The sequence below is a fragment of the Kluyvera fluvialis genome, from assembly GCF_059725275.1.
In genome coordinates, this window is the sequence record NZ_AP046142.1 from 1,309,492 (window position 1) to 1,330,747 (window position 21,256).

A 21,256-nucleotide genomic window follows, 5' to 3' on the forward strand; every position below is an offset into this window, starting at 1 on the left:
ATTATAGACGTTACGGCTCTAATCTTCATCTGTTTGTATGGCTATCTGTTCTCGGGTATTGTTCATAGCCGAAAGCGTGTGTGGTTTTACCAGCAAGGTTGCTTATGACGTCAGATTCTAAATCCGCGTTGCGTCGCAACGGATTTACCTTTAAACGATTTTTTGTCGCTCACGATCGCTGTGCCATGAAAGTGGGGACGGACGGTATTTTGCTCGGGGCGTGGTCGCCTATTGCACGGGTGAACCGCGTTCTCGATATTGGTACGGGCAGCGGGTTGTTGGCGTTAATGCTGGCGCAGCGCACCGAGGATAACGTGACGATTGATGCCGTCGAGCTAGACGAAGCGGCGGCGGCACAAGCGCGTGAAAACGTCGCGGAATCGCCGTGGGCTGCACGAATCCATGTGCACACTGCCGACATCCAGCAGTGGGTCGCTGGGCAAACTACGCGCTATAACCTTATTGTCAGCAACCCGCCGTATTATGAGCAGGGCGTTGAGTGCGCGACGCCACAGCGTGAACAGGCGCGTTATACCACCACGCTTGACCATGCCACGCTATTGGCCTGTGCGGCAGATGCCATAACCGAAGAGGGGTTCTTTTGCGTGGTGCTGCCAGAGAACATCGGCCAGGCGTTTACCCAACAGGCGTTATCGATGGGCTGGCATTTGCGCTTGCGAACGGATATCGCCGAAACGGAAATCCGCCTGCCGCATCGCGTTTTATTGGCGTTCTCACCGAAAGGCGGGGAATGTTTCAGCGACAGGTTGGTTATCCGTGGGCCAGAGCAGCAATATTCAGAAGGCTACACTGCGCTGACCCAGGCATTCTATTTATTTATGTGAACCAGCGGCGAGAGAACCGACGGGCCAGATTGCGCCAGTTGTTCAGGGTAATCCAGCGTGTAATGCAGGCCCCGGCTCTCTTTACGCATCATCGCGCAGCGCACGATAAGCTCCGCGACCTGCACCAGATTGCGAAGCTCCAGCAGATTGTTGGAAACACGAAAGCGCGAGTAATACTCATCCAGCTCCTGTTGCAGCATCGTGATGCGGCGTAGCGCGCGCTCCAGCCGTTTTGTCGTGCGCACGATCCCGACGTAATCCCACATCAACAGGCGTAACTCGTGCCAGTTGTGTTGAATGACGACCAGCTCGTCGGAGTTTTCCACCCGGCTTTCATCCCAGGCTGGCAGTTTTTCTGCCTGGCGGGCGTACGGCATTCGCATGTGAATATCCTCCGCCGCCGACCAGCCGTACACCAGGCATTCCAATAGCGAGTTAGATGCCATCCGGTTAGCGCCGTGCAGGCCGGTATAGCTCACTTCGCCAATGGCATACAGCCCATCGACATCGGTACGGCCATAATCATCGACCATCACACCCCCGCAGGTGTAATGCGCCGCCGGAACAATCGGTACGGGTTCTTTTGTCAGGTCGATACCAAGCCCGAATAATTTTTCATAAATCATCGGGAAGTGTTGGCGCACAAATTCTTCTGGCTTGTGGCTAATGTCGAGATACATGCAATCGACGCCAAGACGTTTCATCTCATGATCGATAGCGCGGGCGACGATATCCCGTGGTGCCAGTTCCGCTCGCGAGTCAAAATCCGGCATAAAACGGCTGCCGTCCGGGCGCTTAAGATACGCACCTTCGCCGCGCAGGGCTTCTGTCAGCAGGAAGTTACGTGCCTGTGGGTGATACAGCGCGGTAGGGTGGAACTGGTTAAATTCAAGGTTCGCGACGCGGCAGCCTGCGCGCCAGGCCATAGCAATCCCATCGCCGGAGGAAATATCTGGGTTCGTTGTGTATTGATAAACCTTCGATGCGCCGCCGGTCGCCAGCACCACCGATTTTGCAGCACAGGTTTCAACCTTCTCTTTATTTCGGTCCCAAATCCAGGCTCCCACTACGCGGCGTGTCCCCGGCAAACCGACTTTATCGGAGATAATCAAGTCAACGGCGTTGCAGCGTTCCAGCACACGAATATTTGGGTGATTCAGCGCCTTGTTGACCAGCGTATTTTCGACTTCCCGTCCTGTGGCATCGGCTGCATGCAGAATACGGCGATGGCTGTGGCCGCCTTCGCGCGTCAGATGATAACTCTCTTCGCCGTTGGCCTGAACCTGCGTATCAAACAGCACGCCCTGGTCGATAAGCCACTGTACGCAGTGTCGGGCATTGCTGGCGACAAACGATACCGCCTGACGGTCGCAAATTCCGGCTCCGGCAACCAGCGTATCTTCGATATGCGACTCAATGCTGTCGGTTTCATCAAATACGGCGGCAATTCCCCCTTGCGCATAGAAAGTGGAGCCTTCACTGATAGGGCCTTTGCTTAAGACGATTACTGAACGGTGTTCAGCAAGACGCAGCGCTAACGATAAACCGGCAGCCCCGCTCCCGATAATCAGGACATCACAGGATAGTTCTGGAAGTGAATTCATTATCTTTGTTTAATTTACTAAACACGGTGATCGCAGATTAGCACTACAGAAGCAGACTGTGCAGGATTTTTTTGCACCATAGTTGCAGTGACTAAACAACGGGCGTGAGGAAATGTGGTAGAGGTGATGAAAAAATAAGAAGAACGCTACGCGTTATCACGCCTATTTATGATGAAATAAAGGCTGGGTTACGTTACTCTGCACGGGATTTGCGTTTTTATTTCGCAACTTACACATCGAGAAGCACTTGCAGACTTATAATGATAGACAATGAACAGCCTGCTGCTAAACAAAAACAAAGCGTAACGGAACTTTACGAAAATCGAACACTCTAACTCACGGCTTGCTCATGATGCAGTGGTGGAGTGGCATTCTGATTACGCATGGGAATAAGGTTTGGGGAGACATTACCTCGGATGAGCGAGCAGTTAACGGACCAGGTCCTGGTAGAACGGGTCCAAAAAGGAGACCAGAAAGCGTTTAACCTACTGGTAGTGCGCTATCAGCATAAGGTTGCGAGTCTGGTTTCCCGCTATGTGCCATCTGGCGACGTGCCGGACGTGGTACAAGAGTCTTTTATTAAGGCCTATCGAGCGCTGGATTCTTTCCGGGGGGATAGTGCTTTCTATACCTGGCTGTATCGCATTGCAGTGAATACAGCTAAAAATTACCTGGTTGCTCAGGGGCGTCGTCCGCCATCCAGTGATGTTGATGCGAACGAAGCTGAAAACTTTGAAAGCGGCGGCGCTTTGAAAGAAATTTCGAACCCTGAGAACTTAATGTTGTCAGAAGAACTGAGACAGATTGTTTTTCGCACCATTGATGCGCTTCCAGAAGATTTACGCATGGCAATTACCTTGCGAGAGCTGGATGGCCTAAGCTATGAAGAGATAGCGGCAATCATGGATTGCCCGGTAGGTACGGTTCGTTCGCGTATCTTCCGTGCGCGAGAAGCTATTGATAATAAAGTTCAACCGCTTATCAGGCGTTGATGGAAGCGGGATACTGGAAAAGGTATTAGGCATGCAGAAAGAACAACTTTCCGCCTTAATGGATGGTGAAACGCTGGATAACGAGCTGTTGACTGAGTTAACACGCTCGGCAGAGTTGCAAGAAACCTGGGAGAGCTATCACCTGATCCGTGACTCGCTACGCGGCGACACGAGTGAAGTGCTTCATTTTGATATCTCTTCTCGTGTGATGGCCGCCATCGAAAATGAGCCCGTTCGTCAGCCGACTGCGCCGCTCATTCCTGAAGCCCAGCCAGCACCTCATCAATGGCAGAAAATGCCGTTCTGGAACAAAGTTCGTCCGTGGGCTGGCGCAATCACGCAAATGGGCGTGGCAGCGTGCGTATCGCTTGCTGTTATCGTTGGTGTCCAGCACTATAATGGGCAGACGGAATCCACCCAACCTGAATCACCGGTATTCAACACGCTGCCGATGATGGGCAAAGCTAGCCCAGTTAGCCTGGGTGTTCCTTCGGACGCATCGGCGGGCACGGGTCAGCAGCAAGTTCAGGAACAGCGTCGCCGTATCAATGCTATGCTGCAAGATTACGAATTGCAGCGTCGCTTGCATTCAGAACAGCTTCAGTTTGAGCAGGCACAAACCCAGCAAGCGGCTGTTCAGGTGCCAGGCTATCAAACTCTAGGAACGCAATCGCAGTAATGAAGCAACTTTGGTGTGCCATGTCACTTGTGGCTGGTAGCCTGTTCTTCTCCGCTAACGCCTCGGCAGATGTATCGTCCGGGGCGTTGTTGCAGGAGATGAATCTGGCCAGTCAGTCACTCAACTACGAGCTGTCGTTCGTCAGCATTAATAAATCCGGCGTTGAATCGTTACGCTATCGTCACGTGCGTCTCAACGGTCAGCCGCTGGCGCAACTGCTGCAAATGGACGGCCCGCGCCGTGAAGTAGTGCAGCGCGGTAACGAAATTAGCTACTTTGAACCAGGGCTTGACCCGTTCACACTGAACGGCGACTACATCGTCGATTCATTGCCTTCGCTGGTTTATACCGATTTCAAACGTCTGGCGCCGTACTACGACTTTATCTCCGTCGGGCGTACGCGCATCGCCGATCGCATGTGTGACGTGATTCGAGTCGTCGCCCGCGATGGGACGCGCTACAGCTATATCGTCTGGCTGGATTCTGAAAGCAAATTGCCAATGCGCGTTGACCTTCTTGACCGCGATGGCGAAACCCTTGAGCAGTTCCGGGTTATCTCTTTCATCACCGGTGAGCCGGTTAGCAATAGTATGCAGAATCTGGCGAAAGCCAGCCTGCCGCCGCTGCTCTCGCTGCCAACCGGAAATAGCGCTAAATTCAACTGGTCCGCCGGTTGGGTTCCGCAGGGCTTTAGTGAAGTCTCCAGCAGTCGCCGTACGCTACCAAGCGTTGACAGCCCTGTAGAATCACGGCTCTATTCTGATGGCTTGTTCAGCTTCTCAATTAATATCAGTCGGGCGACGGCTAACAGCAGCGAACAAATGCTGCGTACGGGGCGTCGGACGGTGAGCACAACGGTTCGTACCCAGGCTCAGGCCGATATCACTATCGTCGGTGAACTGCCGCCGCAAACGGCGAAGCGTGTCGCTGACGGCGTTCAATTCAAGGGCGTGCAATGATTAAAGAGTGGGCTACCGTTATCGCATGGGAGAATGGTGTCGCGCAGGTGAGCTGCGATGTCAAAGCCTCCTGTAGCAGTTGCGCTTCACGCGCAGGCTGTGGCAGTCGTGTGCTGAATAAACTGGGGCCGCAAACCACCCATACCATTACCGTACCCAGCGCCGAGCCGTTAGTGGCGGGGCAAAAGGTGGAATTAGGCATTACCGAAAGCAGCCTGCTTGGCTCTGCAATGCTGGTTTACATGTCGCCATTGCTGGGGCTGTTTGTGGTGGCAGGGCTGTTTCAGGTGTTGTTTGCGACCGATATCGCTGCGCTATGCGGTGCGATACTCGGCGGCGTAGGTGGATTCCTGATTGCCAAAGGCTTTTCGCCCCGGCTTGCCGCGCGAGAAACCTGGCAGCCGATTATCATCAGTGTAGGGCTGCCGCCCGATCTGATTCGCACAGCATCATCTTCTGAAATGAGCCAGTGATTACACTGGCTTTCTTTTTTCTGGAACGACATTCGCAGGAAGCGCTAAGCTTGCGGGAAGAGCATTTCCTGGTTACGCGGTTGTAGTGTAGAATGCGGCGTTTTCGAACGACACAAACGTCAGGCTCAGTACAGCGGCCTCAAAGTATTCGTAAGGCATAAATATTTTAATATATGAAGAATATACGTAACTTCTCCATCATTGCACATATCGACCACGGTAAATCAACGCTGTCTGACCGTATTATTCAGATTTGCGGTGGCCTTTCCGATCGTGAAATGGAAGCCCAGGTTCTGGATTCAATGGATCTGGAACGCGAACGTGGCATAACCATTAAAGCACAGAGCGTGACGTTGGATTTTAAAGCAGCCGACGGGGAAACCTATCAGCTGAACTTTATCGACACGCCAGGCCACGTTGACTTCTCCTATGAAGTGTCTCGCTCTCTGGCGGCCTGTGAAGGCGCACTGCTGGTGGTTGACGCCGGACAGGGCGTAGAAGCACAGACGCTGGCGAACTGCTACACCGCGATGGAAATGGATCTGGAAGTGGTGCCGGTTCTGAACAAAATCGACCTGCCTGCTGCCGATCCTGAGCGCGTGGCGGAAGAAATTGAAGATATCGTTGGCATCGACGCCACCGATGCGGTGCGCTGCTCGGCGAAAACCGGCGTGGGCGTCACCGACGTTCTGGAACGCCTGGTGCGCGATATTCCGCCGCCGGAAGGTGATCCAGAAGGCCCGCTGCAAGCGCTGATCATTGACTCCTGGTTCGATAACTACCTGGGCGTGGTTTCTCTGGTGCGTATTAAAAACGGCACCATGCGCAAAGGCGACAAAATTAAAGTGATGAGCACCGGTCAGGTCTACAACGCAGACCGTCTGGGGATCTTCACGCCGAAACAGGTTGACCGTACCGAGCTGAAATGCGGCGAGGTAGGTTGGCTGGTTTGTGCTATTAAAGACATTCTTGGCGCGCCGGTTGGCGATACCTTAACGGCGGCACGTAACCCAGCAGAAAAAGCGCTGCCGGGCTTCAAAAAGGTGAAACCGCAGGTTTATGCTGGCTTGTTCCCGGTAAGCTCTGACGATTACGAAAACTTCCGTGATGCGTTAGGCAAGCTGAGCCTGAACGATGCCTCCCTGTTCTACGAGCCAGAAAGCTCTACCGCGCTGGGCTTCGGCTTCCGCTGTGGCTTCCTCGGCCTGCTGCACATGGAGATTATCCAGGAGCGCCTGGAACGTGAATACGATCTGGATCTGATCACCACCGCGCCGACCGTAGTGTACGAAGTGGAAACCACAGCGAAAGAGACTATCTACGTTGATAGCCCGTCTAAGCTGCCGCCACTGAACAACATTTACGAGCTGCGCGAGCCAATCGCGGAATGTCACATGCTGCTGCCACAGGCTTATCTGGGCAACGTGATTACGCTGTGTATCGAGAAGCGTGGCGTACAGACCAATATGGTTTACCACGGTAACCAGGTGGCGCTGACCTATGAAATCCCGATGGCGGAAGTGGTGCTCGACTTCTTCGACCGCCTGAAGTCAACGTCGCGCGGTTATGCGTCGCTGGACTATAACTTCAAACGCTTCCAGACGTCTGACATGGTGCGTGTTGATGTCCTCATCAACAACGAACGTGTCGATGCGCTGGCGCTGATTACCCACCGTGATAACTCCCAGAGCCGTGGTCGTGAGCTGGTGGAGAAGATGAAAGATCTGATTCCACGCCAGCAGTTCGACATTGCGATTCAGGCCGCTATTGGAACGCACATTATTGCGCGTTCCACGGTGAAGCAGCTGCGTAAAAACGTTCTGGCTAAATGCTACGGTGGCGATATCAGCCGTAAGAAAAAGCTGCTGCAAAAACAGAAAGAGGGTAAAAAGCGAATGAAGCAGATCGGTAACGTCGAGCTGCCGCAGGAAGCCTTCCTCGCCATTCTGCACGTCGGTAAAGATAATAAATAATCTCTAAGGAGTTGGCATGGCGAACATGTTTGCCCTGATTCTGGTGATTGCCACACTGGTGACGGGCGTTTTGTGGTGCGTTGATAAGTTTATCTTCGGCCCTAAACGACGGGAACGTCAGGCTGCGGCGCAGGCCGCAGCGGGTGACGCACTGGATCAAAAAACGCTGAAAAAAGTTGGCCCGAAACCGGGCTGGCTGGAAACGGGTGCATCGGTATTTCCGGTGCTGGCCATCGTGTTGATTGTGCGTTCATTTATCTATGAACCGTTCCAGATCCCGTCTGGCTCAATGATGCCAACTCTGCTGATCGGTGACTTTATCCTGGTGGAAAAATACGCCTACGGAATTAAAGACCCGATTTATCAGAAGACGATTATCGAAACGGGTCACCCGAAACGTGGCGATATCGTGGTGTTCAAATACCCAGAAGATCCGCGTCTTGACTACATCAAGCGCACGGTGGGTCTGCCGGGTGATAAAGTCACCTACGATCCGGTTGCTAAGCAGGTCACTATTCAACCAGGATGCAGCTCTGGTCAGGCATGCAGCAGTGCGCTGCCGGTAACCTACTCCAACGTTGAACCGAGTGATTTCGTACAAACCTTCTCCCGTCGCAACGGCGGTGAAGCGACCAGCGGTTTCTTCGAGATGCCGCAGGGCGAAAGCAAGTCTGATGGCGTCCGTCTGGACCAACGCCAGGAAACCCTGGGTGACGTCAATCACCGTATTTTGACGGTGCCAATCGCGCAGGATCAGGTCGGCATGTACTATCGTCAGTCCGGTTTGCCGCTGGCTACCTGGATTGTCCCGCCGGGCCAATACTTCATGATGGGTGATAACCGTGACAACAGCGCGGACAGCCGTTATTGGGGCTTTGTGCCGGAAGCGAACCTGGTGGGTAAAGCGACCGCTATCTGGATGAGCTTCGAAAAACAAGAAGGGCAATGGCCAACCGGTGTCCGTTTAAGCCGCATCGGTGGGATCCATTAATTCTTGTCCGACATTATGCAGGGGCGATATTGCCCCTGCATAAATTATTTAGCAGTTAAATCTCTCCAAACTAACGACATCCCTTGTCGTTGCGTATAGAATATCCCCCCGAAGATTCGGATGTCTCTTAAGAGAGACACGGCACACGAAACCGCATTGGTTTCCTTCAGGTCTGTTTCGTGTGCTGCATTGTTGACGCATTCATTTATTTGGTATCGCATGAACCCCATCGTAATTAATCGGCTTCAACGGAAGCTGGGCTACACTTTTCTTCATCAGGAGCTGTTGCAACAGGCATTAACGCACCGTAGTGCCAGCAGCAAACACAACGAACGCTTAGAATTTCTGGGCGACTCAATTTTAAGCTACGTGATCGCCAACGCGCTCTATCACCGCTTCCCTCGTGTGGATGAAGGCGATATGAGCCGGATGCGCGCCACGCTGGTTCGCGGTAATACGCTGGCAGAAATTGCCCGCGAATTTGAACTGGGCGAGTGCCTGCGTTTAGGGCCGGGTGAGTTGAAGAGCGGCGGTTTCCGTCGGGAATCAATTCTGGCGGACACGGTCGAAGCGTTAATTGGCGGGGTGTTCCTCGACAGCGATATTCAGACTGTTGAGAAATTGATCCTCTCCTGGTATCAAACTCGTCTGGACGAAATTAGCCCAGGCGATAAGCAAAAAGATCCAAAAACACGCTTGCAGGAGTATCTGCAAGGCCGCCATCTGCCGCTGCCATCTTATTTGGTAGTCCAGGTGCGTGGGGAAGCACACGATCAGGAATTTACTATCCACTGCCAGGTTAGCGGCCTGAGTGAACCGGTGGTCGGCACAGGTTCCAGCCGTCGCAAGGCGGAACAAGCTGCCGCCGAACAGGCGCTGAAAAAGCTGGAGTTGGAATGAGCATCGATAAAACTTATTGCGGATTTATTGCCATCGTCGGTCGTCCGAACGTTGGCAAATCTACATTGCTGAACAAACTGCTCGGGCAGAAGATCTCGATCACTTCCCGAAAAGCGCAGACCACGCGTCACCGCATTGTCGGTATCCATACGGAAGGGGAATATCAGGCGATTTACGTCGATACCCCCGGCCTGCACATGGAAGAAAAACGCGCCATCAACCGCCTGATGAACAAAGCGGCAAGCAGCTCTATCGGTGACGTTGAGCTGGTTATTTTCGTGGTTGAAGGCACTCGCTGGACGCCGGACGACGAAATGGTGCTTAACAAACTGCGCGATGGTAAAGCCCCGGTTATTCTGGCGGTGAACAAAGTCGATAACGTGCAGGAAAAAGCCGATCTTCTGCCACACTTGCAGTTCCTCGGTAACCAGATGAACTTCCTCGACATCGTGCCGATGTCTGCGGAAACGGGGCTGAACGTTGATACCATCGCCGGTATCGTGCGTAAACATCTGCCGCAAGCGATTCATCACTTCCCGGAAGATTACATTACTGACCGTTCTCAGCGCTTTATGGCCTCTGAAATCATCCGTGAAAAACTGATGCGTTTCCTGGGTGCGGAGCTGCCATACTCAGTAACCGTTGAAATTGAACGTTTTATCCCGAACGAACGTGGCGGATACGACATCAACGGCCTGATTCTGGTTGAGCGTGAAGGGCAGAAGAAAATGGTGATTGGCAACAAAGGGGCCAAAATCAAAACCATCGGTATTGAAGCCCGTAAAGACATGCAAGAGATGTTCGAAGCGCCGGTTCACCTCGAACTGTGGGTGAAAGTGAAATCCGGCTGGGCTGATGATGAGCGTGCACTGCGCAGTCTCGGTTACGTTGACGATCTCTGATTTGCCGGCTCTGCGGTTTGAAAGACGACGAATATGATGGAAGGCTGGCAGCGCGCATTCGTCCTGCATAGTCGCCCCTGGAGCGAAACCAGCCTCATGCTGGACGTCTTCACGGAAGAGTCTGGTCGCGTGCGCCTTGTTGCTAAAGGCGCACGTTCCAAACGCTCCAACCTCAAAGGCGCTCTTCAGCCTTTTACCCCTCTTTTAGTTCGCTTTGGCGGGCGTGGCGAAGTCAAAACGCTGCGTAGCGCGGAAGCCGTATCGCTGGCGTTACCGCTAAGCGGCATCACGCTCTACAGCGGGCTGTACGTCAACGAATTAGTCTCACGTGTGCTTGAACACGAAACACGCTTCTCCGAACTTTTCTTCGATTATCTGCATTGTATCCAGGCTCTGGCGGGCACGTCTGGCTCGCCTGAACCGGCGCTGCGCCGCTTTGAGCTGGCGCTGTTAGGCCATTTGGGCTACGGCGTGGATTTTCTGCACTGCGCCGGGAGCGGAGATGAAGTTGATGACACCATGACTTACCGCTATCGGGAAGAGAAGGGCTTTATCGCCAGCGTGGTGATTGATAACAACACCTTTACCGGACACCAGCTAAAAGCGCTGGCGAGCCGCGAATTTCCTGATGCCGATACACTGCGAGCGGCAAAACGCTTTACCCGCATGGCGCTGAAGCCGTATCTTGGCGGCAAGCCGTTAAAAAGCAGAGAATTATTCCGGCAGTTTTTACCGAAAAGATAGCCTTCACCCCGACGGGGTTCAATATGAGTACGAGCGGTATCCTCTGCGGATAAAAAGAGTGTGAGGGCAAAATGCATACCGAACTACAAAAAATCGAGGATTGTCATGGCTGAATTACTGTTAGGCGTCAATATTGACCACATTGCCACCCTGCGTAACGCACGCGGCACCGCATACCCAGACCCTGTCCAGGCTGCGTTTATCGCCGAGCAGGCGGGAGCGGATGGCATTACCGTGCATTTGCGCGAAGACCGTCGTCACATCACTGACCGTGATGTTCGTATCCTGCGCCAAACGCTGCATACGCGCATGAACCTCGAAATGGCCGTCACCGAAGAGATGTTGGCGATTGCCTGTGAAGCCAAACCGCATTTCTGCTGCCTGGTGCCGGAAAAGCGTCAGGAAGTGACCACTGAAGGCGGCCTGGACGTTGCCGGTCAGTTGGACAAAATGCGCGATGCCTGTAAGCGTCTGGCTGATGCAGGTATTCTGGTTTCGCTGTTTATCGATGCCGACGACGTGCAAATTAAAGCCGCCGCTGATGTTGGCGCGCCGTTTATTGAAATTCACACTGGCTGCTACGCCGATGCTAAGACCGATGCTGAACAAGCAAAAGAGCTGGAACGGATCGCGAAAGCGGCGACCTACGCGGCAAGCCTTGGCCTGAAAGTTAACGCCGGTCACGGCCTGACTTACCATAACGTGAAAGCGGTGGCAGCCCTGCCGGAAATGCACGAGCTGAATATCGGCCACGCGATTATTGGCCGCGCAGTGATGAGCGGCCTGAAAGACGCGGTCGCTGAAATGAAACGTCTGATGCTGGAAGCGCGCGGGTAATGGCGATTCTGGGCCTGGGAACCGACATCGTCGAAATTGCCCGTATCGAAGGGGTGATTGCCCGTAGCGGCGATCGCCTTGCTCGTCGGGTGTTGAGCGACAATGAGTGGGCTATCTGGGAAACGCACCAACAGCCGGTGCGTTTTCTGGCGAAGCGTTTTGCGGTGAAAGAGGCGGCGTCAAAAGCGCTGGGCACGGGCATTCGCAACGGCCTGGCGTTTAATCAGTTCGAAGTGTACAACGACGAAATGGGCAAACCGAAGCTGCGTTTATGGGGCGAGGCCAAACGGTTGGCAGAGCAAATGGGCGTAGCGCATATGCACGTGACGCTCGCGGATGAACGTCACTATGCGTGTGCCACGGTGATTATCGAAAGCTAGATTTTGTCGGCGTGGTGCATCTGGACAAACTTGTCCCACAACTGCTCTTCGCTTTCCAGATGTGCCGGATCTTTCAAAATGGTATTGGGGATCGGGCACACTTTCTGGCAGGTCGGCGTTTCGTAATGGCCAATGCACTCGGTACAGCGATCGCTGTTGATCTCATAGATGCTATCACCCATCGAAATCGCCTCATTAGGACATTCCGGTTCGCACATATCGCAGTTGATACATTTTTTGGTGATTAACAGCGCCATCAGGAAATTCTCAGAAACGAAATAAACAGGGCGCGAATTATACGCTCATTTTCCGCTCAGGCCATATCTTTTCTGGGGGTATCGCATTCCTGATCAAACCAGTTTCTTCACCAGCGCTTCGCTGTGGCGGATCCGTTCAGGCGCATTTTCTAAATCTTGCTGTACCAGCCCCATAAATAGCAGATCCGTCAGCATCATCTGCGCGCTGGTTGATGAAATTGCCGCGCTGCGCGTCGCTTGTTCTTCCGCAATGGTATACAGGCAGTGCGTCGCGCGCTGCTGGAGCGCATTTGGCGAGAATCCGGTAATGGCTAAGACTTTGCCACCCACTCGCAAGGTTTCATCTGCGGCGAGATTGATCTCCCGACGAGCGCCGGAATAAGAGATAGCCAACAACAGATCGTCCTGAGCCATCGCCTGTACGGTAGCGAGCAGGGCGTGCATATCCAGTTCAGGCACCGCGTTAAAGCCAATTTTCATCAGCTTCCAACTGAAATTACGCGCCACCAGGCCGGATGCGCCAATGCCGGTGAGAATAATACGCCGCGCACCGCGCAGCAGCGTCAACGCTTCCAGTAGCTTATCTTCACTGTTTACGTCGAGCGAAGCGTGCATTGCCGCGACGTTATCTTTAATGAGCTTCTCACCCACCAGACGCAGCGGATCGTCGCCGCAAATCTGGTTATGCACCGGTATAGAATGCAGGTTGGCGCTACTGGCCAGCGCTTCACTTAGCGCCAGTTTTAACGCCGGAAACCCTTTAAACCCCAGCTTCTGGGCGAATTTCACCACGCTGGACTGGCTCACGCCAGCCTGGCTTGCCAGTTGTTGTGAGCTTAAATGCCGCGCCAGATCCGGCTGCGCCAGAATAAAATCTGCCAGCTTTCTATCGCTTTGCGCCAGTTGGGGATAACGCTGACGAATACTGATTAAACAATTCATAATAACCTCACGGGCACAATGACCACGATGTGTCAGAACACCATTCTGCTCGTCTGATATACCCGCCATACTTCAAGTTGCCTGGGTGTGAGCGGCCTTCATGACTCGAATTAATTGGGGGGTAGAATTATGTATTCTAGTATAACGGAATATAGCGAATTAAATATTCCATAGCCCGCAAAATGCCACACTTTTGGTGACGAGAGTCTGTTTAAGCGCGGTTCAGCGAAAGCCTGCGGGCATTCTGCTAGTCTGTGGGCTGACATGACAGGGTATTACAGGAGTTTCATTTGACAAGCTATTCCCGCCGCGTAGTGTTTTTTGACCTCGATGGCACGTTGCATCAGCAGGATTTGTTCGGTGCTTTTTTGCGTTATTTGCTTCGCCACTTGCCGCTTAACACGCTGCTGGTACTCCCTTTGCTACCGATCATCGGCGCAACGATGTTGGTGAAAGGGCGCGCCGCGCGTTGGCCAATGAGCGTGCTGTTGTGGGCGTGTACCTTCGGGCGAAAAGAGTCAATGCTCAATGCGCTGGAGGCGAATTTTATTACCAAATTTCGCGCGACAGTGACTCCTTTCCCTGTCGTGCAACAACGTTTAGACAGCTACCTTCACGGGAATGACGCCGACGTTTGGCTGATTACCGGCTCGCCGCAATCGCTGGTGGCGCGCGTGTATGCCGACACACCCTGGATCTCGCGGATTAACCTTATTGGTAGCCAAATGCAGCGTGCGTTCGGCGGGCGAGTGTTGGTGGTGCGTTGCCTGGGGCATGAAAAAGTGGTGCAACTGGAACAACGTCTTGGCGCGCCGCTGCGTTTATACAGCGGCTACAGCGACAGCAAACAGGATAACCCGCTACTCTATTTCTGCGAGCACCGTTGGCGCGTTACGCCGCGTGGCGAGCTGGAACAACTGGAATAGCGCCAGCGGCACGGCGTCTGTTTTTGTGTATAATGCGCCGCGTTTTATCATCTGGAGTCCCCACGTTGTCCGACATTGAACAGAACCATGAATACTGGATGCGCCATGCGCTGAAACTTGCCCAACGTGCCTGGGAGGAGGGCGAAGTGCCGGTGGGGGCGGTACTGGTGCATAACAATCAAGTGATTGGCGAAGGCTGGAACCGGCCGATTGGTCGCCATGACCCAACCGCACATGCGGAGATTATGGCGCTGCGTCAGGGCGGCCTGGTGCTGCAAAACTACCGCCTGATTGACACCACGCTGTACGTCACGCTGGAACCCTGCGTGATGTGTGCCGGAGCAATGGTGCATAGCCGTATTGGTCAACTGGTGTTTGGCGCGCGCGATGCTAAAACCGGCGCGGCAGGTTCGCTGATGGATGTGCTGCACCATCCCGGCATGAACCATCGGGTAGAAATAACGGAAGGGGTGTTGGCGGACGCGTGTTCATCGATGCTTAGCGACTTTTTCCGCCACCGTCGCCAGCAGCAAAAAGCGCTGAGACAGGCGGCAAAACTGACCCCGCCCGACGCACAATAAGTTATTCCGGCTTCGCCATTAAGAAGGAAAGCGCGTTCCCCTGCGTAGGCGAGGGGAGGAATGAGAACAGGCCGTAATGGCTCTGATTAAGTTCATCCGGCGTAACGGCCGGATAGGCTTCGGCAATCGCCCTCTGTTCCGTCGCTTTTCTCTCTTTCTCCAGTAGATAACCCACCAGGCTAATCTGATACTTACGGATATTCTCGACGTAAGCATAGGCCTCATGGCCGCGCGCGTAGCCATATGTCAGCTTGCTATACCACGGTTTCTGGCTGAGCAGCGGCAGGCGCAGTTTCACTTCGGCCCAACTATCTGGGTTACCTTTCTGTTTTGCGGTCAGCGCGCGCGCGTCGAGCATATGGGCATAGCCCATATTGTAGGCCGCCAGCGCAAACCAAATCCGCTCGTCCTGCGGTACGCTATCTGGCACTTTCGTCATCATATCGCGGATATAGCGCATCCCGCCGCTGATGCTTTGCTCGGGGTCGGTGCGATCGCTCAACCCCAAACTCTGGGCGGTGTTTTTGGTCAACATCATCAGACCTCGAACCCCGGTTGGTGATGTAGCTAACGGATCCCAGTGTGATTCCTGATAAGAGATAGCCGCCAGCAGGCGCCAGTCAATTTCGTTCGCGTATTTTTTAAATAACGGCTGCAAGTCCGGCAGCACGTTATCCACCGCGCGCAGGAAGGTGCGGGTATCAACATAGTCAAAATCATCGCCGTGACCGAGGTATTTCTCCTCCAGACGCGCGAGCGTGCCGTCATCATTGATATTGTTAAAGAAGTCGAGCATCGCGGCAGAAAGCGTGTTGTCATTATCTTTAAGGCTAAACCAGGTGACTGGCTGCTCGTCGGTAACGTCCAGCGCTACCGCCAGCTCAGGGTGAACGCGCTGGAACAGGCCAATCGCGACGGAATCCGCGATGGTGTAATCGAGCTTGCCATCGATAACCGCTTGCATCAAATCAACCGAACCGCGCTTTTCATCCACGGTCCAGGTGAGGTCAGGAAACTTCTTTTCTTTTAAGGTTTGCAGGTCATTGATAACCACCTGGCCGGGGGCGATGGTCAGTTGCTCGGCGCTAACGTTGCTGAGGCTACGCGGGCGCAGGCTGCCGACGCGATAGACCAACTGCTGGGAGACGGAATAATAGGTTGGCCCAGCCTGATAGTTTTTCACCCGTTCGCTGTTGTAAACCAGCCCGGCGGCGAGCAGGTCGGCGTCGCCGTGGTCGAGGTCATCGAATAACTGGCTAATATTTTGTCGCACGGTGATTTTCAGCTTCACGCCGAGGTAGTCGGCGAACTGCTGAGCCATCTCATAATCGAGGCCGTACTGTTTATTATTAATGGTGGCGTAGGTCAGCGGCGAGAGCACGGTACTGACGCGCAGCTCCCCCCGCTCTTGAATCGCGGCGATACGGTTGTCTGGTTTGCCAAACCAGGGAATGGACGGCCAAAGCGCTGCGGCCAGCAACAGCGTGACAATGCCGATCAGCAGATAATTAATCTTTAATTTTTTCAAATGGTTAATTCGCTGCGACACCAAATGGTGCCCTTAATAATATTAAGGATTGGTACTGAATCAGCGGCATTTTGCTTAACATTGCGCCAGTTGGCAACTGATTCGAGAGGTGCGTCACATCTATTGGTAAAGCGCGGACATGATTTTATTTCGACGCAAACGGTTTCGTCGGGGCGCAGGATTCTCTATAATAGCCGCCGTTCTCCCCCATTGCGCACATTGAAAGCTGAGAAGACGAGAGACTTATGATGGAAATTCTGCGTGGTTCGCCTGCACTGTCTGCATTTCGCATTAACAAACTGCTGACGCGTTTTCAGGCAGCCAACCTCCCGGTAAGCAATATTTACGCCGAGTATGTCCATTTTGCCGACCTGGACGCGCCGCTGAATGAAGAACAGCGGGCGAGACTTGAGCGACTGTTGCAGTATGGCCCAAGCTTGAACAGCCATACGCCTACCGGCAAACTGCTACTCGTCACTCCCCGTCCTGGCACTATCTCCCCCTGGTCTTCCAAAGCTACCGATATCGCCCACAACTGCGGCTTACCGCAGGTTCTGCGTCTTGAGCGTGGCGTGGCGTACTATATTGATGCTGCCAGCCTGACCCACGAGCAAACTGCGGCGGTGGCGGCTGAACTGCATGACCGCATGATGGAGAGCGTATTTGCCTCATTGCAGGATGCGGAAAAATTATTCGCGCATCACCAACCGGCACCGGTTTCCAGCGTTGACCTGCTGGGGCAGGGTCGCCAGGCGCTGATTGACGCCAACCTGCGTCTTGGCCTGGCGTTGGCTGATGACGAAATCGACTATTTGCAGGATGCGTTCAATAAACTGGGACGTAACCCGAACGATATCGAGCTATACATGTTCGCGCAGGCTAACTCTGAGCACTGCCGCCACAAAATTTTCAACGCCGACTGGATTATCGACGGTGAACAGCAGCCGAAGTCGCTGTTCAAGATGATTAAAAACACCTTCGAAACCACGCCGGATCACGTGCTGTCTGCGTATAAAGATAACGCCGCCGTGATGGAAGGCTCTGAAGTGGGTCGTTACTTCGCTGATCACGAAACCGGGCGCTACGAGTTCCACCAGGAACCGGCGCACATCCTGATGAAAGTGGAAACCCACAACCACCCAACGGCTATCTCCCCGTGGCCTGGTGCGGCAACCGGCTCCGGCGGTGAAATCCGTGATGAAGGCGCAACCGGTCGCGGGGCGAAACCAAAAGCAGGGCTGGTGGGCTTTTCCGTGTCGAACCTGCGTATTCCGGGCTTTGAACAGCCGTGGGAAGAAGATTTCGGCAAACCGGATCGTATCGTCACGGCGCTGGATATCATGACCGACGGCCCACTGGGCGGCGCGGCGTTTAACAACGAGTTTGGGCGTCCGGCACTGACCGGCTACTTCCGTACTTATGAAGAAAAAGTGAAAAGCCACAACGGCGAAGAACTGCGCGGCTACCACAAACCGGTCATGTTGGCCGGTGGGATCGGCAACATCCGCGCCGATCACGTGCAAAAAGGCGAGATCACCGTCGGCGCGAAACTGATCGTCCTCGGCGGCCCGGCGATGAATATCGGCCTCGGCGGCGGCGCGGCCTCTTCGATGGCTTCCGGCCAGTCTGATGCCGACCTCGACTTTGCCTCCGTACAGCGCGACAACCCAGAAATGGAACGCCGCTGCCAGGAAGTTATCGACCGTTGCTGGCAGTTGGGCGATGCGAACCCGATTCTGTTTATCCACGACGTTGGTGCGGGCGGCCTTTCTAACGCCATGCCTGAGTTGGTGAGCGATGGTGGGCGTGGCGGTAAATTTGAGCTGCGCGATATTCTCAGCGATGAGCCTGGCATGAGCCCGCTGGAAATCTGGTGCAACGAATCGCAGGAACGTTACGTGCTGGCGGTGGCGGCTGACCAACTGCCGCTGTTTGACGAGCTGTGTCAGCGTGAACGCGCGCCATACGCAGTTATCGGTGAAGCGACCGAAGAACAACACCTGACGCTTAATGACCGCCATTTCGATAACCAACCAATCGATATGCCGCTGGACGTGTTGCTGGGCAAAACGCCGAAAATGACTCGCAACGTGCAGACGCTGAAAGCGAAAGGCGATGCGCTAGCCCGTGAGAATATCTCGCTGGCGGATGCAGTAAACCGCGTGTTGCACCTGCCAACGGTGGCAGAGAAAACCTTCCTCATCACCATTGGCGACCGTACCGTCACCGGTATGGTGGCGCGTGATCAGATGGTTGGCCCGTGGCAGATTCCGGTGGCGAACTGCGCGGTGACCACCGCGAGCCTCGACAGCTACTACGGCGAAGCGATGGCGATTGGCGAACGTGCGCCGGTGGCATTGCTGGACTTCGCAGCCTCTGCCCGTTTGGCGGTGGGCGAAGCGCTGACCAACATTGCTGCTACCCAAATTGGCGACATTAAACAGATTAAACTGTCGGCTAACTGGATGTCGGCGGCCGGTCATCCGGGCGAAGACGCCGGTCTGTATGAAGCAGTCAAAGCTATCGGTGAAGAGTTGTGCCCACAACTGGGTCTGACCATTCCGGTAGGTAAAGATTCGATGTCGATGAAAACCCGCTGGCAGGAAGGCAACGAACAGCGCGAAATGACCTCGCCGCTGTCGCTGGTGATTTCCGCTTTTGCGCGCGTAGAAGACGTGCGCCAGACCATCACGCCACAGCTTTCCACCGACGACAACGCCCTGCTGCTGATTGACCTTGGTAAAGGCCACAACGCGCTGGGCGCGACTGCGCTGGCGCAGGTTTACCGCCAACTGGGCGACAAACCGGCTGACGTGCGCGACGTTGCGCAGCTTAAGGGCTTCTATGACGCCATCCAGGCGCTGGTTGCGCAGCGTAAACTGCTGGCCTACCACGACCGCTCTGATGGCGGCCTGCTGGTGACGCTGGCGGAGATGGCCTTTGCGGGTCACTGCGGCGTTGAAGCTGATGTTGCAGCGCTGGGTGACGACCGTCTGGCGGCGCTGTTTAACGAAGAATTGGGCGCAGTGATTCAGGTTCGCGCCGCTGACCGCGACGCCGTTGAGGCGATTCTGGCGGCTAACGGTCTCGCCGACTGTGTGCATTATCTCGGCAAGGCTGTCGTCGGCGACCGTTTCACCTTGACCGCCAACGGACAACCGGTGTTCAGCGAAAGCCGCACCACGCTTCGGATGTGGTGGGCAGAAACCACCTGGCAGATGCAGCGCCTGCGCGACAACCCTGAATGTGCCGATCAGGAACATCAGGCAAAAGCCAACGATGCCGATCCTGGCCTTAACGTGAAGTTGACCTTTGATATTAACGCTGACGTCGCTGCGCCATACATTGCCACCGGCGCGCGCCCGAAAGTTGCCGTACTGCGTGAGCAGGGTGTGAACTCCCACGTTGAAATGGCGGCGGCTTTCCACCGCGCGGGCTTTGATGCTATCGACGTTCATATGAGTGATTTGCTGGCTGGCCGCACCGGTCTGGGCGCGTTCGATGCGCTGGTGGCCTGCGGTGGCTTCTCCTACGGTGACGTGCTGGGCGCGGGCGAAGGCTGGGCGAAATCGATTCTGTTCAACAACCGTGTGCGTGACGAGTTTGCAACCTTCTTCCATCGTCCGCAAACGCTGGCGCTGGGCGTGTGTAACGGCTGCCAGATGATGTCTAACCTGCGTGAACTGATCCCTGGCAGCGACCTGTGGCCGCGCTTTGTGCGTAACCATTCCGACCGCTTTGAAGCGCGCTTCAGCCTGGTGGAAGTCGCCAGCAGCCCATCGTTGCTGCTGCAAGGCATGGAAGGCTCGCGGATGCCTATCGCGGTGTCGCACGGTGAAGGGCAGGTTGAAGTTCGCGATGCCGCGCATCTGGCGCAGCTTGAGAGCAAAGGCCTGGTGGCGCTGCGTTTTGTGGATAACCTCGGCAATATAACGCAAGCGTACCCTGCGAACCCGAACGGCTCAGCAAACGGGATTACCGCAGTAACCAACGAAAGCGGGCGCGTAACCATTATGATGCCGCACCCAGAACGTGTGTTCCGCACAGTGGCAAACTCCTGGCACCCGGAAAACTGGGGCGAGGACAGCCCGTGGATGCGTATTTTCCGCAATGCGCGTAAACAGCTCGGTTAAGGTTATGAGCGAATGGCCTGATGACGCTTTGTTTATCAGGTTCACGGAACGGATACCGTGTCGGCCGGGCAAGCGCAGCGCCCCCGGCTGAGAAAACGGCCCCTCTTTGCGAGGGGCCGTTTTTTTGTGCTTACCCGACACGAGGTGTCGGGAAATACCGACATTACCGTAGTAGTGGTGTCGTCAAATGGAGACGTTTAATATGTTGATATATATTGTTTTTATGTATTGGCTAAAATAGCGTTGCTAATTAACGACATAAAGCACAAAAAACGACCGTAATTGAGATAAGCCTTAAAATTCATATTCTTTATATTTATCATGATGTTAATTAATTGTTTTGTATTGTGGCACGCATCGTGCATAATATTAAGCAGTGGCTCATTCACCTTCTTATGTCAGCCCCTTCGGGACGTGCTACATAAACTTCGAATGACGCACAACAAGGTGCCTGCCGTCCAGCAAATGATAATAGCGTCGCTTTATCAACCATCGGGCGAAACGTTGAGTTAGGCACCGCCTTATTCCATAACAAAGCCGGGCTTATGCCCGGCTTTGTTATTTCTGGCCTTTCCCTTGTCGATAACCTCAGTTAGCATTTCGCTACGTT

Annotated in this window: 19 protein-coding genes; 15 read left to right on the top strand and 4 right to left on the bottom strand. The window is 54.3% G+C overall.

The window, feature by feature from the left end:
• Window positions 1-104: 104 nt before the first annotated feature.
• The gene (gene trmN, locus AC6I4B_RS06380) at window positions 105-845 is read left to right on the top strand and encodes a tRNA(1)(Val) (adenine(37)-N(6))-methyltransferase TrmN (protein ID WP_497770402.1); all 741 of its coding nucleotides are present in this window, start codon (window positions 105-107) and stop codon (window positions 843-845) included.
• On the opposite strand, the gene nadB is transcribed toward trmN, so the two are convergent.
• Window positions 830-2,449, bottom strand: a complete 1,620-nt coding sequence (gene nadB, locus AC6I4B_RS06385; RefSeq protein ID WP_497770403.1) for an L-aspartate oxidase — start codon at window positions 2,447-2,449, stop codon at window positions 830-832. The genes trmN and nadB overlap by 16 nt on opposite strands.
• Window positions 2,450-2,865: 416 nt before the next feature.
• On the opposite strand from nadB, the gene rpoE reads away from it, so the two are divergent.
• From rpoE to acpS, 11 genes are all read left to right on the top strand, one after another.
• Complete coding sequence (rpoE, locus tag AC6I4B_RS06390; protein WP_497770404.1) at window positions 2,866-3,441, top strand: RNA polymerase sigma factor RpoE; 576 nt, start codon at window positions 2,866-2,868, stop codon at window positions 3,439-3,441.
• Between the two features lie 31 nt (window positions 3,442-3,472).
• Entirely contained in the window at window positions 3,473-4,120 is a 648-nt protein-coding gene (rseA, locus tag AC6I4B_RS06395) for an anti-sigma-E factor RseA (RefSeq protein WP_497770405.1), read from the top strand.
• Window positions 4,120-5,079 carry a sigma-E factor regulatory protein RseB gene (rseB, locus tag AC6I4B_RS06400; protein ID WP_497770407.1) on the top strand — a complete coding sequence of 320 codons (960 nt, stop codon included), beginning with the start codon at window positions 4,120-4,122 and terminating at the stop codon, window positions 5,077-5,079. Before rseA ends, rseB begins: the two co-directional genes overlap by 1 nt.
• Entirely contained in the window at window positions 5,076-5,552 is a 477-nt protein-coding gene (gene rseC / locus AC6I4B_RS06405; RefSeq protein WP_497770408.1) for a SoxR-reducing system protein RseC, read from the top strand. The genes rseB and rseC overlap by 4 nt, the downstream gene beginning before the upstream one ends.
• A gap of 173 nt (window positions 5,553-5,725) precedes the next feature.
• Complete coding sequence (lepA, locus tag AC6I4B_RS06410; protein ID WP_497770410.1) at window positions 5,726-7,525, top strand: translation elongation factor 4; 1,800 nt, start codon at window positions 5,726-5,728, stop codon at window positions 7,523-7,525.
• Window positions 7,526-7,541: 16 nt separating this feature from the next.
• A complete protein-coding gene (gene lepB / locus AC6I4B_RS06415) occupies window positions 7,542-8,516 on the top strand; it encodes a signal peptidase I (protein WP_497770411.1) in 975 nt (324 codons plus the stop codon).
• 219 nt (window positions 8,517-8,735) lie between these two features.
• A complete protein-coding gene (gene rnc, locus AC6I4B_RS06420; protein ID WP_064543445.1) occupies window positions 8,736-9,416 on the top strand; it encodes a ribonuclease III in 681 nt (226 codons plus the stop codon).
• On the top strand, window positions 9,413-10,318 hold the full coding sequence (gene era, locus AC6I4B_RS06425) for a GTPase Era (protein WP_497770413.1): 906 nt from the start codon (window positions 9,413-9,415) through the stop codon (window positions 10,316-10,318). Before rnc ends, era begins: the two co-directional genes overlap by 4 nt.
• Window positions 10,319-10,354: 36 nt before the next feature.
• On the top strand, window positions 10,355-11,062 hold the full coding sequence (gene recO / locus AC6I4B_RS06430; RefSeq protein ID WP_497771970.1) for a DNA repair protein RecO: 708 nt from the start codon (window positions 10,355-10,357) through the stop codon (window positions 11,060-11,062).
• A 105-nt stretch (window positions 11,063-11,167) separates the two neighbouring features.
• The gene (pdxJ, locus tag AC6I4B_RS06435; protein ID WP_497770414.1) at window positions 11,168-11,899 is read left to right on the top strand and encodes a pyridoxine 5'-phosphate synthase; all 732 of its coding nucleotides are present in this window, start codon (window positions 11,168-11,170) and stop codon (window positions 11,897-11,899) included.
• Window positions 11,899-12,279, top strand: coding sequence for a holo-ACP synthase (acpS, locus tag AC6I4B_RS06440; protein ID WP_497770416.1), 381 nt, complete (start codon window positions 11,899-11,901; stop codon window positions 12,277-12,279). Before pdxJ ends, acpS begins: the two co-directional genes overlap by 1 nt.
• Here acpS and AC6I4B_RS06445 read toward each other — a convergent pair.
• Window positions 12,276-12,536 carry a YfhL family 4Fe-4S dicluster ferredoxin gene (locus AC6I4B_RS06445; RefSeq protein WP_153742357.1) on the bottom strand — a complete coding sequence of 87 codons (261 nt, stop codon included), beginning with the start codon at window positions 12,534-12,536 and terminating at the stop codon, window positions 12,276-12,278. The two genes, acpS and AC6I4B_RS06445, sit on opposite strands and share 4 nt — an antisense overlap.
• Before the next feature lie 93 nt (window positions 12,537-12,629).
• Entirely contained in the window at window positions 12,630-13,478 is an 849-nt protein-coding gene (locus AC6I4B_RS06450) for a MurR/RpiR family transcriptional regulator (protein WP_497770417.1), read from the bottom strand.
• Between the two features lie 290 nt (window positions 13,479-13,768).
• Here AC6I4B_RS06450 and yfhb point away from each other — a divergent pair, with 290 nt between their 5' ends.
• Together yfhb and tadA are read left to right on the top strand one after the other, a co-directional pair.
• Complete coding sequence (gene yfhb / locus AC6I4B_RS06455) at window positions 13,769-14,404, top strand: phosphatidylglycerophosphatase C (protein ID WP_497770419.1); 636 nt, start codon at window positions 13,769-13,771, stop codon at window positions 14,402-14,404.
• 65 nt (window positions 14,405-14,469) lie between these two features.
• On the top strand, window positions 14,470-14,985 hold the full coding sequence (tadA, locus tag AC6I4B_RS06460) for a tRNA adenosine(34) deaminase TadA (protein WP_497770420.1): 516 nt from the start codon (window positions 14,470-14,472) through the stop codon (window positions 14,983-14,985).
• A 1-nt stretch (window position 14,986) separates the two neighbouring features.
• On the opposite strand, the gene mltF is transcribed toward tadA, so the two are convergent.
• Window positions 14,987-16,513 carry a membrane-bound lytic murein transglycosylase MltF gene (gene mltF / locus AC6I4B_RS06465; protein ID WP_497771971.1) on the bottom strand — a complete coding sequence of 509 codons (1,527 nt, stop codon included), beginning with the start codon at window positions 16,511-16,513 and terminating at the stop codon, window positions 14,987-14,989.
• A 245-nt stretch (window positions 16,514-16,758) separates the two neighbouring features.
• Here mltF and purL point away from each other — a divergent pair, with 245 nt between their 5' ends.
• Window positions 16,759-20,646, top strand: a complete 3,888-nt coding sequence (gene purL, locus AC6I4B_RS06470; protein WP_497770422.1) for a phosphoribosylformylglycinamidine synthase — start codon at window positions 16,759-16,761, stop codon at window positions 20,644-20,646.
• Window positions 20,647-21,256: the final 610 nt, after the last annotated feature.

Bases quoted from the DNA above. Each gene is read 5' to 3' on its own strand.
- era (WP_497770413.1), top strand. From the start codon at position 9,413: ATGAGCATCGATAAAACTTATTGCGGATTTATTGCCATCGTCGGTCGT.
- rseB (WP_497770407.1), top strand. From the start codon at position 4,120: ATGAAGCAACTTTGGTGTGCCATGTCACTTGTGGCTGGTAGCCTGTTC.
- AC6I4B_RS06445 (WP_153742357.1), bottom strand. From the start codon at position 12,536: ATGGCGCTGTTAATCACCAAAAAATGTATCAACTGCGATATGTGCGAA.
- lepA (WP_497770410.1), top strand. From the start codon at position 5,726: ATGAAGAATATACGTAACTTCTCCATCATTGCACATATCGACCACGGT.
- nadB (WP_497770403.1), bottom strand. From the start codon at position 2,449: ATGAATTCACTTCCAGAACTATCCTGTGATGTCCTGATTATCGGGAGC.
- rseC (WP_497770408.1), top strand. From the start codon at position 5,076: ATGATTAAAGAGTGGGCTACCGTTATCGCATGGGAGAATGGTGTCGCG.
- recO (WP_497771970.1), top strand. From the start codon at position 10,355: ATGGAAGGCTGGCAGCGCGCATTCGTCCTGCATAGTCGCCCCTGGAGC.
- purL (WP_497770422.1), top strand. From the start codon at position 16,759: ATGATGGAAATTCTGCGTGGTTCGCCTGCACTGTCTGCATTTCGCATT.
- lepB (WP_497770411.1), top strand. From the start codon at position 7,542: ATGGCGAACATGTTTGCCCTGATTCTGGTGATTGCCACACTGGTGACG.
- rpoE (WP_497770404.1), top strand. From the start codon at position 2,866: ATGAGCGAGCAGTTAACGGACCAGGTCCTGGTAGAACGGGTCCAAAAA.
- trmN (WP_497770402.1), top strand. From the start codon at position 105: ATGACGTCAGATTCTAAATCCGCGTTGCGTCGCAACGGATTTACCTTT.
- acpS (WP_497770416.1), top strand. From the start codon at position 11,899: ATGGCGATTCTGGGCCTGGGAACCGACATCGTCGAAATTGCCCGTATC.
- pdxJ (WP_497770414.1), top strand. From the start codon at position 11,168: ATGGCTGAATTACTGTTAGGCGTCAATATTGACCACATTGCCACCCTG.
- AC6I4B_RS06450 (WP_497770417.1), bottom strand. From the start codon at position 13,478: ATGAATTGTTTAATCAGTATTCGTCAGCGTTATCCCCAACTGGCGCAA.
- rseA (WP_497770405.1), top strand. From the start codon at position 3,473: ATGCAGAAAGAACAACTTTCCGCCTTAATGGATGGTGAAACGCTGGAT.
- rnc (WP_064543445.1), top strand. From the start codon at position 8,736: ATGAACCCCATCGTAATTAATCGGCTTCAACGGAAGCTGGGCTACACT.